At 60.7% G+C, this 14,618-nt stretch carries 17 protein-coding genes; all 17 read right to left on the bottom strand.

Translation table 11 applies throughout. From position 1 onward, the window contains the following. Positions 1–65: 65 nt before the first annotated feature. Positions 66–878, bottom strand: a complete 813-nt coding sequence (locus FOI68_RS01285) for a TlyA family RNA methyltransferase (RefSeq protein ID WP_035297937.1) — start codon at positions 876–878, stop codon at positions 66–68. Further along, the gene (dxs, locus tag FOI68_RS01280; protein WP_035297939.1) at positions 875–2,761 is read right to left on the bottom strand and encodes a 1-deoxy-D-xylulose-5-phosphate synthase; all 1,887 of its coding nucleotides are present in this window, start codon (positions 2,759–2,761) and stop codon (positions 875–877) included. Before dxs ends, FOI68_RS01285 begins: the two co-directional genes overlap by 4 nt. Positions 2,762–3,043: 282 nt before the next feature. After that, positions 3,044–3,940 (bottom strand): polyprenyl synthetase family protein, encoded by an 897-nt coding sequence (locus FOI68_RS01275; protein WP_035297941.1) that lies wholly within the window; start codon positions 3,938–3,940, stop codon positions 3,044–3,046. Beyond that, complete coding sequence (locus tag FOI68_RS01270) at positions 3,937–4,194, bottom strand: exodeoxyribonuclease VII small subunit (RefSeq protein WP_029099475.1); 258 nt, start codon at positions 4,192–4,194, stop codon at positions 3,937–3,939. Before FOI68_RS01270 ends, FOI68_RS01275 begins: the two co-directional genes overlap by 4 nt. Then, positions 4,163–5,542 (bottom strand): exodeoxyribonuclease VII large subunit, encoded by a 1,380-nt coding sequence (gene xseA, locus FOI68_RS01265; protein WP_143862115.1) that lies wholly within the window; start codon positions 5,540–5,542, stop codon positions 4,163–4,165. Before xseA ends, FOI68_RS01270 begins: the two co-directional genes overlap by 32 nt. A 12-nt stretch (positions 5,543–5,554) precedes the next feature. Continuing rightward, positions 5,555–6,409, bottom strand: a complete 855-nt coding sequence (folD, locus tag FOI68_RS01260; RefSeq protein WP_035297945.1) for a bifunctional methylenetetrahydrofolate dehydrogenase/methenyltetrahydrofolate cyclohydrolase FolD — start codon at positions 6,407–6,409, stop codon at positions 5,555–5,557. A gap of 87 nt (positions 6,410–6,496) precedes the next feature. Next, a complete protein-coding gene (locus FOI68_RS01255) occupies positions 6,497–7,459 on the bottom strand; it encodes a tRNA (adenosine(37)-N6)-threonylcarbamoyltransferase complex transferase subunit TsaD (protein WP_143862114.1) in 963 nt (320 codons plus the stop codon). A gap of 18 nt (positions 7,460–7,477) precedes the next feature. Continuing rightward, the gene (gene nusB, locus FOI68_RS01250) at positions 7,478–7,882 is read right to left on the bottom strand and encodes a transcription antitermination factor NusB (RefSeq protein ID WP_035297949.1); all 405 of its coding nucleotides are present in this window, start codon (positions 7,880–7,882) and stop codon (positions 7,478–7,480) included. Between the two features lie 51 nt (positions 7,883–7,933). Continuing rightward, positions 7,934–8,146, bottom strand: a complete 213-nt coding sequence (locus FOI68_RS01245) for a DUF2273 domain-containing protein (protein ID WP_029099470.1) — start codon at positions 8,144–8,146, stop codon at positions 7,934–7,936. A gap of 12 nt (positions 8,147–8,158) precedes the next feature. Next, on the bottom strand, positions 8,159–8,722 hold the full coding sequence (gene amaP, locus FOI68_RS01240; protein ID WP_176703206.1) for an alkaline shock response membrane anchor protein AmaP: 564 nt from the start codon (positions 8,720–8,722) through the stop codon (positions 8,159–8,161). A gap of 92 nt (positions 8,723–8,814) precedes the next feature. Further along, on the bottom strand, positions 8,815–9,225 hold the full coding sequence (locus FOI68_RS01235; protein ID WP_029099468.1) for an Asp23/Gls24 family envelope stress response protein: 411 nt from the start codon (positions 9,223–9,225) through the stop codon (positions 8,815–8,817). Between the two features lie 71 nt (positions 9,226–9,296). Next, positions 9,297–10,652, bottom strand: a complete 1,356-nt coding sequence (accC, locus tag FOI68_RS01230; RefSeq protein WP_029099467.1) for an acetyl-CoA carboxylase biotin carboxylase subunit — start codon at positions 10,650–10,652, stop codon at positions 9,297–9,299. A gap of 16 nt (positions 10,653–10,668) precedes the next feature. After that, a complete protein-coding gene (gene accB, locus FOI68_RS01225) occupies positions 10,669–11,163 on the bottom strand; it encodes an acetyl-CoA carboxylase biotin carboxyl carrier protein (protein ID WP_029099466.1) in 495 nt (164 codons plus the stop codon). Positions 11,164–11,395: 232 nt separating this feature from the next. Beyond that, positions 11,396–12,076 carry a SpoIIIAH-like family protein gene (locus FOI68_RS01220; RefSeq protein WP_029099465.1) on the bottom strand — a complete coding sequence of 227 codons (681 nt, stop codon included), beginning with the start codon at positions 12,074–12,076 and terminating at the stop codon, positions 11,396–11,398. Between the two features lie 12 nt (positions 12,077–12,088). Then, the gene (gene spoIIIAG, locus FOI68_RS01215) at positions 12,089–12,724 is read right to left on the bottom strand and encodes a stage III sporulation protein AG (RefSeq protein ID WP_029099464.1); all 636 of its coding nucleotides are present in this window, start codon (positions 12,722–12,724) and stop codon (positions 12,089–12,091) included. A gap of 30 nt (positions 12,725–12,754) precedes the next feature. Continuing rightward, on the bottom strand, positions 12,755–13,411 hold the full coding sequence (gene spoIIIAF / locus FOI68_RS01210) for a stage III sporulation protein AF (RefSeq protein ID WP_035297951.1): 657 nt from the start codon (positions 13,409–13,411) through the stop codon (positions 12,755–12,757). Between the two features lie 9 nt (positions 13,412–13,420). Continuing rightward, entirely contained in the window at positions 13,421–14,611 is a 1,191-nt protein-coding gene (spoIIIAE, locus tag FOI68_RS01205) for a stage III sporulation protein AE (protein WP_035289701.1), read from the bottom strand. Positions 14,612–14,618 lie beyond the last annotated feature (7 nt).

The following is a 14,618-nucleotide window of genomic DNA, read 5'->3' as shown; positions in this document are numbered from 1 at the left end:
ACAACTTTTCATGCATATAAAAAAAGCCTCGATTCAACCGCGATCGAGGCTTTTTGTCCCACACCTTACTTCAGTTCGCGATGGGCCGCGGACACCACTTCCGCCGCGCGCCGAAGCCAGGCATCCGGAGTCAGGCCGCCCTCGCTTTTTCGCGCGTGCAGGAGAAATTCGATGTTCCCCTCGCCTCCGGTGATGGGGGAATAATCCAGCCCGTGCAGCGAGAACCCGATGCTGACGGCAAACTGGCCGATGTCGACCAGCACCGCTTCATGGATGTCCGGGTCGCGGACGATGCCGTTTTTGCCAACGTTCTCCTTGCCCGCTTCAAACTGCGGCTTGACGAGGGCAACCACATCCCCGTCCGGCTCCAGGAAGCGGTACAGGACGGGCAGGATCAGTTTCAGCGAGATGAAGGAAACGTCGATCGAGGCGGCGTCCGGCCGCTCGTGTTCGAACGCGTCCGGATCCATGTGGCGGAAATTGGTTCGCTCCATCACCACGACCCGCTCGTCCTGGCGGAGGCTCCAGGCGAGCTGTCCGTACCCGACGTCAATCGCGTACACGCGGCGCGCGCCGTGCTGCAGCGCACAGTCGGTAAAGCCGCCGGTCGACGCGCCGATGTCCATCATCACCCGGCCGTTCAGATCAATCCCGAACACCCGCAGCGCTTTTTCCAGCTTCAGCCCGCCGCGGCTGACGTAGGGATGCACCTCTCCCTTGACGGCGATGGGCGTGTCTTCGGGAATCTTGGTCCCCGGCTTGTCGCAGCGCTCGCCGCCCACCAGCACCAGTCCGGCCATCACGGCAGCCTTGGCCTTTTCCCTGGTTTCAAACAATCCCCGCTCGACGAGGAGCACGTCTACCCGTTCTTTTTTCATGCTTCCACGACGCCCCTCGTCATCGGCAGCAGGGCGCGCACGCGGGCGGCGATGGCGTCTGCCGTCAGCCCCACTTCCTCACGCTGTTCCTTCACGCTGCCGTGTTCCACAAAGTAGTCGGGCACCGCCACCACGTCCACGCGCACACCATGGAACCCGGCCTTTGCCAGACATTCCAGAACGGCGCTGCCAAACCCGCCCATCGCCGCTCCTTCTTCCACGGTGACGATGTCGTAGCCTTCCCGGGCCAGGCGGAACAGCAGTTCCTCATCGAGCGGCTTGCAGAAGCGGGCGTTGACCAGCATCGGCTGGATGCCTTCGCGGTTGAGCTGCTCCACTGCTGCCTCCGCCAGTTCGAAGACGTGGCCGAACGACAGGATGGCGACGTTCTTCCCTTCTCGGACCACTTCCGCTTTCCCGATCGGCAGCACCTGCAGCTCCTCGTCCATTTTTACGCCGCGAATGGCAAGACGGGGGTAGCGGAACGAGATGGGGCCGTCTTCGTAGGCCACCGCCGTGTTCATCATGTGGCGCAGCTCGTTCTCGTCCTTCGGCGCCATGATCACCATGTTGGGGATCGTCCGCATGAACGCGATGTCGTACATGCCCTGGTGCGTCTCCCCGTCTGCCCCGACCAGGCCGGCCCGGTCGACGGCGAAGATGACGTTCAGCTTCTGGCGCGCCACGTCGTGAATCAACTGGTCGTACGCCCGCTGCAAAAAGGTGGAGTAGACCGCAAACACCGGCTTCAGCCCCTGCGTCGCCAGGCCGGCGGCAAAGGTGCAGGCGTGCTGTTCGGCGATGCCCACGTCAAACAGGCGGTCCGGGAACCGCTCGCCAAACTTGAGCAGCCCGGAACCAGCCGGCATGGCCGGCGTCACGGCGACAATCCGTTCATCCGCTTCGGCGAGGCGGATCATCGTGTCGGCAAAAACGGACGTGTACGTCGGAGCCGACTTCGGCGTGTCGCCCGACTCGATCTTGTACGTTCCGATGCCGTGCCACTTGACGGAGTCGGCCTCGGCGGGGGCGTAGCCCTTTCCTTTTTTGGTGATGGCGTGAATCAGTACCGGCCCTTTGGTCTGCTTGGCTGTCTTCAGCGAGTCGAGCAGCAGTTCCAGGTTGTGGCCGTCGATGGGGCCGATGTAGGTGAAGCCCAGCTCTTCGAATAGAACGCCGGAGACCAGCAAATACTTCAAGCTGTCCTTGAAGCGCTCCGCCAGATGGGCCAGCCTGCCGCCCACGGCGGGAATCGATTTCAGCAGGTGCTCCAGCTCTTTTTTGGCGTTCCGGTAGTTTTCGGCGGAACGCAGCTTGCCCAGGTAGTTGTGCAGCGCGCCGACGTTGGGGGCGATCGACATCTCGTTGTCGTTCAAGACCACGATCACGTTTTTCCGCTCGTGACCGATGTGGTTCAGCGCTTCAAACGCCATCCCCCCGGTCAGGGCGCCGTCCCCGATGATCGCCACGACATGGTGCTTTTCCTTTTTCAGATCGCGCGCGGTGGCCATGCCCATGGCGGCGGACAGGGACGTACTGCTGTGTCCCGTCTCCCAGACGTCATGCGGGCTTTCGCTCATCTTGGGAAAGCCGCACAATCCCTTGTACTGGCGCAGCGTCGGAAACAGTTCGCGGCGGCCGGTGAGGATTTTATGTACATAGGCTTGATGGCCTACGTCCCAGATCAATTTGTCTTCTGGACTGTTGAACACGTAGTGCAGTGCGAGTGTCAGCTCCACCACGCCCAGATTGGGAGCGAGGTGGCCGCCCGTTTTGGACAAGGTTTCCACGAGAAACTGGCGAATTTCGCCGGCCAGCGTATAAAGCTGGGGCAGCGAACACGTTTTCAAATCCTGAGGATTGTTGACGGTCGTCAGCAGCATTTTGATTCCTCACTTTCCAGTCGTTCTCCGTCAATTGGCATGCTGCAATCCAAATCAACACGCAAACATCCGCTTCGTTCAGCTTGATTCATTATAACGGTTTCTCGGCGAAAACACCACTTTCATCTGCCAGAGGCACCATTCCGCCCACCTTTTGGCACCAACACACGGACTGCCATCTCCGTGGAAGATGAACAAAAAAACCGGCTTCCCCCTGCGGAAAGCCAGCTTTTGTCGATTGGAGGTAGTTCAAAAGGACCAGGGCGTGGATGCCCGCCCCGTCTACTTCGTCCGGTTCATCACATAATCGGCCAGAGGAGTCAAGGCCGAGTGTTCCAATCCCGCGTCGGCAAGCGCGGCTTTTGCCTCCTCGATCAGCCGGACGAGCCGCTCTTTGGACGCCTCCAGGCCGAGCAGCGCGGGATAGGTAGCCTTCTGCCGGTCGGCGTCGCTGCCCACCGCCTTGCCCAGTTGGGCTTCATCCCCCTCCACGTTGAGGATGTCATCCTGGATTTGAAACGCCAGTCCGATACAGAGCCCATAGCGGGTCAGCGCGTCCATCTGGGCCGGCGTGGCCTCGGCCAGCCACCCGCCGCCGCGCAGCGCGGCGATCAGCAGGTCCCCGGTCTTGTGCCGGTGGATGTACTCCAATTCCTCCAGGTTGAGGCGTTTGCCTTCCCCTTCGATGTCAGCCATCTGCCCGCCGACCATCCCGGCGGAACCGGCCCGCTTGCCCAGTTCGGCGATCAGCCGGACCGTCGTCTCCGGCTTGACCTCGGGATCTTCCAGGTAGGCCTCGGCGATGTAGCCAAACGCCCGCGTCAGCAGCGCATCCCCGGCCAGAATCGCGGTCGCTTCCCCGAACACCTTGTGATTGGTCGGTTTGCCGCGGCGCAGGTCGTCGTCGTCCATCGCCGGCAGGTCGTCGTGAATCAGCGAGTAGGTATGGATCATTTCCAGCGCGACAGCGTAGGGAATCCCCCGCTTCAGCGGCTTGTCCAGCGCTTCCAGCACCGCCAGCACCAGCATCGGACGCAGCCGCTTGCCGCCCGCCATCAGGGAATATTTCATCGATTCGTACAGCGTATGAGGCACGCCGTCCCGTTCCAGACCGGGAAGCAGGTGTTCTTCGATCAACGCCGTCTTTTCTGTCAAGTAGGAGGCGAAAGAGTCGGTCATTGCGCTTCGCCCTCCACGTGGAACGGCTTTTGCTTCCATTGACCGTCTTCTTCCACCAACTGGGTGATTTTCGCTTCGATCGCATCCAGCTTCTGACTGCAGATGCGGGAAAGCGTCACGCCCTCCTGATAGAGGCCGATCGCCTCCTCCAGCGCGATGTCCCCCTCTTCCAGACGACGGACGACTTCCTCCAGCCGCTTCATCGCCTCTTCAAACTGCATGTCAGTCTCTTGATCCGTCTTCTTCCGCGCCATTACGCTTCTCCTCCCGGTAAATCTGTTCCACGCGTGCCTGAGCACTGCCATCACTTAATCGTACCACGAGCGCGTCTCCGGGGGCAAACTGGTCGACTGACTTGATCAACCGCCCGTCGGCGTATACCAGGGAAAAGCCGCGCTGCATCACTTTCAACGGGCTGAGCGCATCCAGTTGGCCGATCCGGGCGGCAAACGCCATCCGCACCTCCGTCACCCGCTGCCGGACCAGCTCGTCCAGGCGAGTCCGATGCGCGGCGACAGCCCGCCTGCGCTCCGCAACGGCTTCCGTTGGCCGGTACCGTTTCAACTGGGCAGCCACCAGTTCAAACCGCTCCTTGCGGCGGCTCACCAACTGCTTCATCGCCTGCCGCATGCGAATCTGCACGTCGTCCAGGCGCTGCTGCGCTTCTTCCACCCGCCGCTTGGGCCGGCGCATGGCGTACGATTGCGTGAGGGTTTCCAGCCGTTTTCGCTCGGAGGCAAGCCGCCCACGCAGTGCCCTGTGCATGCGGGCGTCGAGCTGCTTGACCCGTTCCACCCACTCCAGGTAATGCGGCACGGCCAGCTCGGCGGCCGCGGTCGGGGTTGCCGCCCGCACGTCCGCGACAAAATCGGCAATGGTCACGTCGGTCTCGTGCCCCACCGCGGAGATGACCGGAATCCGGGATGCGGCGATGGCCCGCGCCACCTGCTCGTCGTTGAAGGCCCACAGCTCTTCGATCGAGCCGCCGCCCCTGCCGACGATCAGCACGTCGATGTCAGGCTGCTGGTTGATGATGTGAATCGCCGCCACGATCGACGCCGGAGCCTCCGCCCCCTGGACGATCGCCGGAGACAGGACGATCTCCGCCTGCGGGTAGCGCCGTCTAATCGTGGTGCAGATGTCGCGAATGGCCGCGCCCGTCGGCGACGTGACCACACCGACGCGCTTGGGAAAGGGCGGCAGCGGCCGCTTTCGTTCCGGGGCAAACAGGCCTTCGGCGGCCAGCTTCGCCTTCAACTGTTCAAACGCCAAATAGAGGGAGCCCAGCCCGTCCGGCTGCATCTCTCGGGCGTACAGTTGATAGGTGCCGTCCCGCTCATAGGCAGAGATGGAACCGCGGACAATCACCTTGGTTCCATCTTTGGGCAAAAAGCGCAAAAAGCGGTTGTAGCTGGCGAACATGACCACTTTGATGCGGGACTGGCTGTCTTTCAGCGTCAAATACATGTGGCCGCTGGTGTGGTGGGTAAAATTGGACACTTCCCCCCGCACCCAGACGTCCTGCAGGCGCTGTTCCCGCTCCAGCACCTGCTTGATGCAGCGGTTCAAGTCGCTGACCGTGAATACGTGTCGCGTGTCCATGCGCTCCCTCCCTTACCGGGCGGTTTGTTTTCTGGCAGCGGCGACGGTGTTCTTCAGCAGCATGGTGATCGTCATCGGGCCGACACCGCCGGGAACGGGCGTGAGAAAGCCGGCCACCTCCCGCACCTCGTCAAACTTGACATCCCCGACCAGCTTGCCGGTCTCGATCCGGTTGACGCCGACGTCAATCACGACCGCCCCCGGCTTGACGTGTTCCCTGCCGATCAGATGAGGCTTGCCCGCCGCCACGACGAGAATGTCCGCCTGCCGGGTGTGAGCGGCCAGGTCCACGGTGCGGGAGTGGCACATCGTCACCGTGGCGTTTTCCTGCTGCAGCAGGAAGGAGACCGGCTTGCCCACGATGTTGCTGCGGCCGATCACGACGGCGTGCCTGCCTGCGATGGGCGTTCCCGTCCGTTTGATCAATTCCACGATGCCGTGCGGCGTGCAGGGAAGCAGCGTGTCGTATCCGATCATCATGTTGCCGACGTTGAGCGGATGGAAGCCGTCCACATCCTTTTCCGGCGCAATGGCTTCGATCACCGCTTTCTCGGAGATGTGCGGCGGCAGCGGAAGCTGCACCAAAATGCCGTGAACGTTCGGATTCCCATTCAACTGATGAATCATGTCCAACAGCTCCGCTTCGCTGATCGAAGCGTCTTTCCGAATGACCTCCGAGCGGATGCCCACCTCCTGACACCCCCGCTCCTTGCCGCGAACGTAGGAATGGGAGGCAGGGTCATCCCCCACCAAAATCACCGTCAAGCCCGGCACTACGCCCTGTTTTTTCAGTTCTTCCACTTCGTTCGCCAATTCGGCGCGAATGTCCTGTGCGATGTCCTTCCCGTACAAAATGGTCGCTGCCATGGAGAAGTAACCTCCTTTATCAAGATCGCTACCCTTAGTGTAGCGACTCAAGGAGTTCGTGTAAAGGCGAATTTAAAAAGTTAATTTCTACTTAATGTTCGCCTTTAGCTTCATCCACCCCAGCATTGCCACGCCGTATGCATTGTCCCCCGAGTACTCCGGGTCGCAAAAATAGAGCGTGGCCTTCACGGCCGGGTGCTCTAGCCGTTTGATCAGACGCTCCCGGATGTACCGGTTGGCGGCGACGCCTCCGACGATCAGAATCTCCCGGGGTAGCCCCGCTTCCACGGCATGGCGCAGCGCCTTTTCCAGCGTGTTGGCGATGCACTGTTCCGTCGCCCTGGCGATGTCCGCCGGAGCGGCCGCCCCGCTTTCCACCGCCCGCAGCAGCGACGCCTCCGGTCCGGAGAAACTGAACGACATGCCGTCGACCGCGGACGCCACGCGAAAATCTCCCGCCGCTTCGCGTGCCAGCTTCTCCAGGGAGGGACCCGCCGGAAACGGCAGTCCCAACGCCACCCCGATCCGGTCCACCAACTGTCCGGCGTGGAGGTCGATCGTCCCGCCCACCTTCTCGATGCGGTAGCCGGCCGCCTCCCGTTCGCACTTCAACAGCTCGCTCGTCCCGCCGGACAGGTGAACGGCGAGAAAGCGGTCGCCCTGGGGCCGTTTTTCCGCGGTGAACTCGCCTGCCGCAATGTGCCCTTCCTGGTGCGTCGTCAGGAGGCAGGGAATCCGCAGGTAGGCGGCCAGAGACTTGGCCAGTCCTTCGCCCACCTTGAACACGGGCATGTACGAACGGTCCACGGGACGCGGCTTTTCGCTGGCACAGACCGCGACGATCTCGTAGTCGTTCCACTTCAACTGCTCGCTCAGCTCCGGCAGGTTCATCACATGCTGAAAGACGGCTTCCGATTGCTGCAGGCCGCGCTTTCCTTCCTTCACCTTGAGAAGGCGCTTCGCTTCTGCCGCAATCCGGCCGTCTTCCTCTGCCAAGCACAGCGATGTCCGGTAGTTGCTCGTATCAATTCCCAACAATACCTTCGTCATGCTGTCTCACCTGCTTGTTTACGCCTGGGCGGTCTGGCGCGACTGCAAAAAGCTGGACAACACGCCGTTGATGTAACGGTGCGACTGCTCGTCACTGAATAATTTGGCGATCTCGATCGCTTCGTTCATCACGACCTTGTCCGGAACGTCCGGTTCATACATGATTTCGAAAAAGGCCAGGCGGAGAATGGCCCGGTCCACGTTGGCGATGCGCTCCAACTGCCATCCGCGCAGGAACTTGCGAATTTCCGCATCCACCTCCTGCTGGTGCTTCAAGGTGCCTTCCACCAGGTAACGCAGGTACGACGGATCTTCCTCGCTGTCTTCCATGACGAGGTTCAGTGCGTCTTCCACCTGCACGTCCGCCATGTCGATCTGGAACAGGCATTGGACTGCTTTTTCTCGTGCTGTTCTACGTTTCATCGCGTTCACCTTCTACTCAGAATCCGTTCGAAACCGATGGTCCGCTGACCATCAACGAAACTTGCCGGGCAGGATGCGATCCAGGATTTCCCGCAAATCTTCCTTCTGGTCCAGCTTGCGGCCGATGTAATACCCTGTTCCGACAAACACGACAAACACCAGTGTATCCCAAAAACCGACAAAAAGGTAGATGATGCCGAAAAAAAGACCGGCCGCCACACCCAGTAGTTTCCCCTTGTGCTCCCACAACAACTCCCATAACATGCCGTTCACCCTCTATTCCACCCGTCTGCGGGCCGCGTAGATCTCAGACTGAGCCACTTCGGTGACGACGACGGCCACTTCGGAAATCATAACGCCGGCGATGCCTTCCACCTGCTCCTTGACAACGGCCTGCAGCTGCTGGGTCAATTCCGGCAGCGGGGTTTCTCCGTCCACAGAGACGCGCAGCGTGATCATGTTCCCGCTCTCGTGGGCCCTGACCACCGTTTTCAGATCGCGAACGCCTTTCACGCGCCGCGCCGCCCGCTCGGCGATCGTCTGGATCGTCTGCAGGGTGATGTTCACTTCCCCCAGGTCGCTGCGCTGCCGGATGCCCCGTTCCCTTTTCGGTTGGCGGGAGCGGAATGAACTGAAAAAGAAACGCAGGCTGACGATCAGAAAGATTATGGCGACGATCAGATACGCCGGATGGCTGCCGGTCAGCATTTGTTCCGCATAGGGACGCAGATAGTCAGCGGGGATCAGGCCGCTGGTCGCCCCGATGGCAACGCAGGACAGGACAATCAGGGCAAAGCTGTACAGCGTCAAGATAAAGCGGTCAAACAAATTCACATGCATCTTCCTTTCGCCTTGTTTGAACAGGAGGGCCATCACGGCAATGATGAGGAAAATGCCCCCTGGCTAGCAGGGGGCATTCGTTCCGCTGCCGTCTAGCGAACCCGCTGGTACTCTTCTACGGCGGCCGGGGCTTTTTCTTCGCTCTTCAGCTCTACATCGACGATATGTACGTTTACTTCCACAACCGACAGCCCTGTCATGCTCTCGATTGCATTGCGCACATTATCTTGAATATTTCGAGCGACATCCGGGATGCGGTGTCCGTATTTCACAATGATCGATACGTCAACTGCCGCTTCGCGGGATCCCACTTCCACGCGAACGCCGCGAGCAATATTTTTACGGCCGAGCCGTTCGGCAATCTCGCCTACGAAACCGCCGCTCATATGGGCCACGCCCTCCACTTCCGAGGCGGCCATGCCGGCGATGACTTCCAAGACTTCGGGAGCGATCTGGACTTTGCCAAGCTCTGTTCTCTCTAGATCCGGAGTAAACTCTTCCATGCTTCGCACCTCCCTGCGGTTTTGTACTCCATTATAGCAAGCACCCACCCATTTTACAAATCAAGCCAAGATCAGGCTTCATCCAGGTGAAGGTCATAGGTGTCCAGGAATTTGGTGTCAAACTCACCGCTGATGAACACCTCGTGATCCATCACCTTCAAGTGGAACGGGATGGTGGTGGTGATGCCTTCGACGACGAATTCTCCCAGCGCCCGCTTCATCCGCTCGATCGCCTCCTGTCTGTCCTTGCCCCAGACGATCAGCTTGGCGATCATCGAATCGTAATACGGCGGGATGGTGTAACCGGCGTAGGCGGCGCTGTCGACGCGCACGCCGAAACCGCCCGGCGCCAGGTAGTTGGTGATGCGTCCCGGCGACGGCATGAAGTTTCTGGCCGGATTCTCCGCATTGATCCGGCACTCGATCGCCCAGCCGTTCAGCTTGACGTCGTCCTGGGAGAACGACAGCGGTTGGCCGGCCGCAACCAGGATCTGCTCCTTGATCAGGTCGATGCCGGTGACCAGCTCCGTCACTGGATGCTCCACCTGGATGCGGGTGTTCATTTCCATAAAGTAAAACTGTCCGTATTTATCCAGCAAAAACTCGACCGTGCCGGCACCGTGGTAGTTGACCGCCTTGGCGGCAGCGACGGCGGCTTCCCCCATCCGCTTGCGCAGTTCCTCGCTGAGGGCGGGGGACGGCGCTTCTTCGATCAGCTTCTGATGGCGCCGCTGAATGGAACAGTCGCGCTCGCCCAGGTAGACGACGTTGCCGTACTTGTCGGCCATGATCTGAATTTCCACGTGGCGCGGTCCTTCCACGAACTTCTCCAGGTAGACGCCCGGATTGCCGAACGCCGTTTTCGCTTCGCTTTGCGCCTGGCGGATCGCTTTTTCCAGGTCCTCGTCGTTGACGGCGACGCGCATCCCGCGGCCGCCTCCGCCCGCCGTCGCCTTGACCATCACCGGATAGCCGATGTCGTTCGCGGTACGGATGGCGTCGGCGATATCCTCGATCAGGCCGTCCGTTCCGGGAACGGTGGGCACGCCCGCCGCTTTCATCGTCTCCTTGGCGGTGGACTTGTCCCCCATCTTTACGATTGCTTCCGGTTCCGGGCCGATAAAGGTGATGTTGCAGGCGGTGCAGATTTCGGCGAAGTCGGAGTTTTCCGCCAGGAAGCCGTACCCCGGATGAATCGCGTCGACGCCCACCTTGGTCGCCACGCTCATGATGTTGGCAATGTTGAGGTAACTGTCTTTGGACGCCGTCGGTCCGATGCAGTACGCTTCATCGGCCATCTTGACGTGAAGCGCGTCGCGGTCCGCTTCGGAGTAGACGGCAACCGTCCGAATGCCCAACTCGCGGCAGGCGCGGATGACCCGCACGGCAATCTCGCCGCGGTTGGCAATCAACACTTTCTGGAACATTCCGCTCTCCTCCACTTTATTCAGGCTTCACCAGGAACAGCGGTTGACCGAATTCCACCAACTGTCCGTCTTCGACCAGCACCTTCACGATTTCCCCGGTCACTTCCGCCGTGATTTCGTTGAACAGCTTCATCGCCTCTACGATACAGACCACCTTGTCCGGCGTGACCTTGTCGCCCGGCTGCACGTACGGCGGTTTGCCCGGCTCGGACGCGCGGTAGAAGGTGCCGACCATCGGCGACACGATCTTGTGCAGGTTGGCCTCTTCCTGTGCCGGTGCCGCCGGTTTGGCTGCTTCCACAGGCGCGGGCGCTGCCGGCGCTTCCACTGCCGCCACCGGAGCCGCCGGTACAGCGGCGGGAGCCTGCACGACCGGCTGCGGAATCACGACCGTCTCGGCCGCTACAGATTTTTTCAGGGTCACTTTGGTCCCGTTCATTTCCAGTTCGAATTCGTTAATGGAAGATTGATCAATCAACTTGATGATTTCGCGGATTTCATGAATTTTCAACACGCGTACGCACTCCTTTGTTTCGATGGATGTCCAGGGAGCTTTACAAGAGTATGTAGGATCAGGTCATAAACCCATGGTAGCCTGTCACCATCCCCAACGTCAAGAAAGGATTTCCCCTCCGCTCCCGCCGGAGAAGAGGGAAAATCCTTACCAGCATACCCGTTTTGGACGCACTTTAGTATGGAAGAAAACAGGATGGGACCGTGAATCGGGCGGACAGCCCGCACGCTTACGACGCCTGGAACCTGACCGTCACGTTGCTGGCGGAGACGTTCAGGTGCTGCTTCACCTGGGCGATGATGTCAACGGCTTCATCGGCGTTCAGTTTGTCTTTTTGGACGATCACCGTCACCTTGCCGTCCTGAACGAAGACGACCGCGTCTTTGTAGCCGCTCGCCTTCAGCATCTCTTCCAGCCCCATCGTGGCTGTTTCGATCTTGGACAGCTCGTCGTACTTCGCTTTCGCTTCGGCAACCGCCTGCGGCGTGGCATCGGCGCTGCTCATGATCGCCAGTTGTTCGTCTTTTTGCTGCTGGGTCTGCGCTTCCCGTTTCATCTTGTAGCCTTGGAAGATCTCGGCCGCCGTCTCGCCCACCGTCATCTGCGCGCTGCCTTCATCCTTCTTGCCGGCAGCCTGCGGCGCGGCATCCGGCGAAGCGGCCGGCGTTTGGGACGAATCGGCCGACGCGTCGGGTTTCCCTTCCACGGGTGCGGCGTCCGGCGCCGGTTTGTCCGTCTGCTTGCTCTCCACGACCACGCCGGCCAGCGGGTCCTGCTGCTGGGGAGCCTGCTGCTCCTGGCCCAGTGCCGGCACCTGCTCCTGCGGTCCCTTCACCAGGTAGTAGCCGGACAGGACAACCATCACCGCCAGCATCGTCAACAACCATACCGTCTGTTTTCTGAGCATCATCTGCCATTCCTCCTAACCCTTTTTGGGCAATATGGATATCTTGTAAGCGGGGACGTCCAGCACTTTTTGGACGGCCTCGGTGATCCACGCCTTGACCTGAATGTTGTCGGCTCCCTTGGCGACGACCAGCACGCCCCTCACCCGGGGCTTCAGCGTCTTGATCACAACCGGCTGATCCTGCTTCCCGCTGACGACGACCACCTGCTCGTCGCGCGATTGTTCGCTCTGGTTGCGGGTAGCCCGTTCCTTGTCCGTCTCCTGATTGGTGGAAGAACGCGTGTTGCGGTTTTTCTCCACGACCAGCTCCGGGGTGGAATCCAGGTTGACCATGACCTCGACGTCGCCGACGCCGATCACATTGCCGAGGATTTCCCGCAGTTGGGTCTCGTACATGTTTTCATAATCGGCGATGATGTCGGGAGCGGACGATCCTCCAATGGCCGGCACGGTCGCTTCACCGTCCGGCGGACCGGTCGGCTCGCTGCCCTCGATTCCGAAGCTGAGCGGCTGATCCCGCTCCACTTTCAGGAAGTCGGTCAGAATCATCACCGCCACGCCGATGCCCAGGATGACGATGAAGTAGTGGATCGGCTTCAGCTTTTTGCCGCCGCCGTCCCCCTCCCACAGCTTTTTCAGCTTGGCAAACACGTCCTTCACCTCGCTTTAGCGATAACTCCTTCAGCGCTGTTCAACCGGCCGGCCGGACAGGACGACCACCTGCTCCTCCGCCAATCCCCACTGCTGGGCGACGTCGCGGGCAATCCGACCGTACAGGGGATCGTCCCGCTGCCCCGCCGCCGGCACCTCCGCCGGGCCGGAGGTGGACGGCGTCCCGCTCAGATCGATGTGCACCGGCTGAACCGGCTCAATCGGCCTGATCGCCCCGGAAGACGTCTCCTTCTCCTCTCCCACGACCAGTTCGATGCGGCGCAGGCCCGGCTGTTCGGTGTTTTGATCCAGCGTCACGTTCACGGCGGCCAGCTCCAGTCCGTACGCCTCTTTTACGCGGGCGCGGACCGCCCCCTCCACCTGCTTTTGCACGTACGCCTGCACCTGCTTGTCGCGCGCTCCCGCCAGCTTGTCGGCGATGCGCTTCCACTCGGCATCGGCGGGGCGGTCCATCTCTTCCTGATAGCGGTCAAGCCGGAGCGCCAGCTCTTCCTGCGAGAGATTGAACAGGGAAAAGACGGGCGAAATGATCGTCAGCAAGAGAATCAACCCCATCACCATTTTGACGTACCGCTGCAGGCTGGTATTGGGCAGGACCAGGTCAAGAAAGGCGGCGAGCAGCACGAGCAGGATGATTTTTTTCAGCCACAAGGTCAGCCATGTCATTCGCTTCACCTACCGAACCATCATGGAGATGTTGCCGGCCGCGATGATGATGGTAATGGCGAGGAAAAACATCAGTCCCACCGTTGCCAGCGCGGCAAAGACGAACAGGAGGTTTTTGCCGATCGTCCCGAGCGCGCTGATGATCGGGCTGTTGCCAAGCGGCTGCAGCACCGCCGACGAGAGGTTGTAGATCAAGGCCAGCACCAGAATCTTGAGGGCCGGAAACGCGCACAGGATGACGAGGATCAGCACGCCCGCCAGCCCGACCGCGTTTTTCACCAGGAGAGAAGCGTTCAGCACGGTGTCGGCGGCATCGGAAAACATCCGTCCCACGATGGGGATAAAGTTGCCGGTGAGGTACTTGGCCGTCCGCAGCGTCACGCCGTCCGCCACCGCCGATGTCGCCCCCTGGATGGAGATGACGGCGAGGAACATCGTCAGAAACGAGCCCAGCGCCCCCATCGCGATATTCCGCAGCAGCGCCGCCAACTGCGTCACCTGGTACCGCTCCGAAAACAGGCTGGCGATGGACAGCATGGCGGAGAGAAACAGCAGCGGGAAAATGATGGTGGAGATGAGCAGCCCGCTGGTGTTGATCATGAAGATAATCAGCGGATGAAACATCGTCGCCGACGCCAGGCTGCCCACGGAGGCGAGCAGGGCAAGCACCAGCGGGATCATCGCCAGCATGAAGTCGGACATGTCGGTGATCGCGTCCTTGGCGTACGTGATGGCCACGTGAAAGCTGTTGATGGCCAGCACCATCAGCACCAGATAGGCGATGGAGTAGGCGACGATGGTGACCGTGTTCCGCTCGAACGCGTTTTGCATCGTTTCCAGTATCATCGCGAACACGGTGATGATGATGATCGAACTGAGCAGTTTGCCGTTCATCAGAATCTCGTGAAAGAAGAATTTGGCCATGCCCTTGAGAAACCCGGTGATGCTGAGCTCCCCCTGCTGCATCAGCAGTTGGACGAAGCCAGGGGCTTTCACGTCGGGCAGGTAGCCCTTGTACTCGTGCTGGAGCTGCCGCCAGAACTGCTCCACGCGATCCATCTGCAGGCCGTCCACTTGATCCTTGACCAAATCGTTGACGGTCTGGGCGGCGGGAGCGGGTGAAGCCGATACGGTGACGGCCGGCAGCACCACCAGCAGCCACAGAAGGATGACCGACCAGCCTGCACGCGCCACGCGCATCCCTCCT

It is taken from the genome of Brevibacillus sp. LEMMJ03, from assembly GCF_007197875.1.
GTDB classification, from domain to species: Bacteria; Bacillota; Bacilli; order Brevibacillales; family Brevibacillaceae; genus Brevibacillus; species Brevibacillus thermoruber.
The sequence above is the reverse complement of the archived record's forward strand: the minus strand, read 5'-3'. Positions and strand labels throughout refer to the sequence as shown.

Coding starts and splice junctions, on each gene's coding strand:
- amaP (WP_176703206.1), bottom strand. CDS start 8,722: ATGCATGTGAATTTGTTTGACCGCTTTATCTTGACGCTGTACAGCTTT.
- FOI68_RS01270 (WP_029099475.1), bottom strand. CDS start 4,194: ATGGCGCGGAAGAAGACGGATCAAGAGACTGACATGCAGTTTGAAGAG.
- FOI68_RS01235 (WP_029099468.1), bottom strand. CDS start 9,225: ATGGAAGAGTTTACTCCGGATCTAGAGAGAACAGAGCTTGGCAAAGTC.
- FOI68_RS01220 (WP_029099465.1), bottom strand. CDS start 12,076: ATGATGCTCAGAAAACAGACGGTATGGTTGTTGACGATGCTGGCGGTG.
- nusB (WP_035297949.1), bottom strand. CDS start 7,882: ATGAAACGTAGAACAGCACGAGAAAAAGCAGTCCAATGCCTGTTCCAG.
- FOI68_RS01285 (WP_035297937.1), bottom strand. CDS start 878: ATGAAAAAAGAACGGGTAGACGTGCTCCTCGTCGAGCGGGGATTGTTT.
- FOI68_RS01275 (WP_035297941.1), bottom strand. CDS start 3,940: ATGACCGACTCTTTCGCCTCCTACTTGACAGAAAAGACGGCGTTGATC.
- accC (WP_029099467.1), bottom strand. CDS start 10,652: ATGTTCCAGAAAGTGTTGATTGCCAACCGCGGCGAGATTGCCGTGCGG.
- spoIIIAF (WP_035297951.1), bottom strand. CDS start 13,411: ATGACATGGCTGACCTTGTGGCTGAAAAAAATCATCCTGCTCGTGCTG.
- FOI68_RS01255 (WP_143862114.1), bottom strand. CDS start 7,459: ATGACGAAGGTATTGTTGGGAATTGATACGAGCAACTACCGGACATCG.
- spoIIIAE (WP_035289701.1), bottom strand. CDS start 14,611: ATGCGCGTGGCGCGTGCAGGCTGGTCGGTCATCCTTCTGTGGCTGCTG.
- FOI68_RS01245 (WP_029099470.1), bottom strand. CDS start 8,146: ATGTTATGGGAGTTGTTGTGGGAGCACAAGGGGAAACTACTGGGTGTG.
- dxs (WP_035297939.1), bottom strand. CDS start 2,761: ATGCTGCTGACGACCGTCAACAATCCTCAGGATTTGAAAACGTGTTCG.
- folD (WP_035297945.1), bottom strand. CDS start 6,409: ATGGCAGCGACCATTTTGTACGGGAAGGACATCGCACAGGACATTCGC.
- xseA (WP_143862115.1), bottom strand. CDS start 5,542: ATGGACACGCGACACGTATTCACGGTCAGCGACTTGAACCGCTGCATC.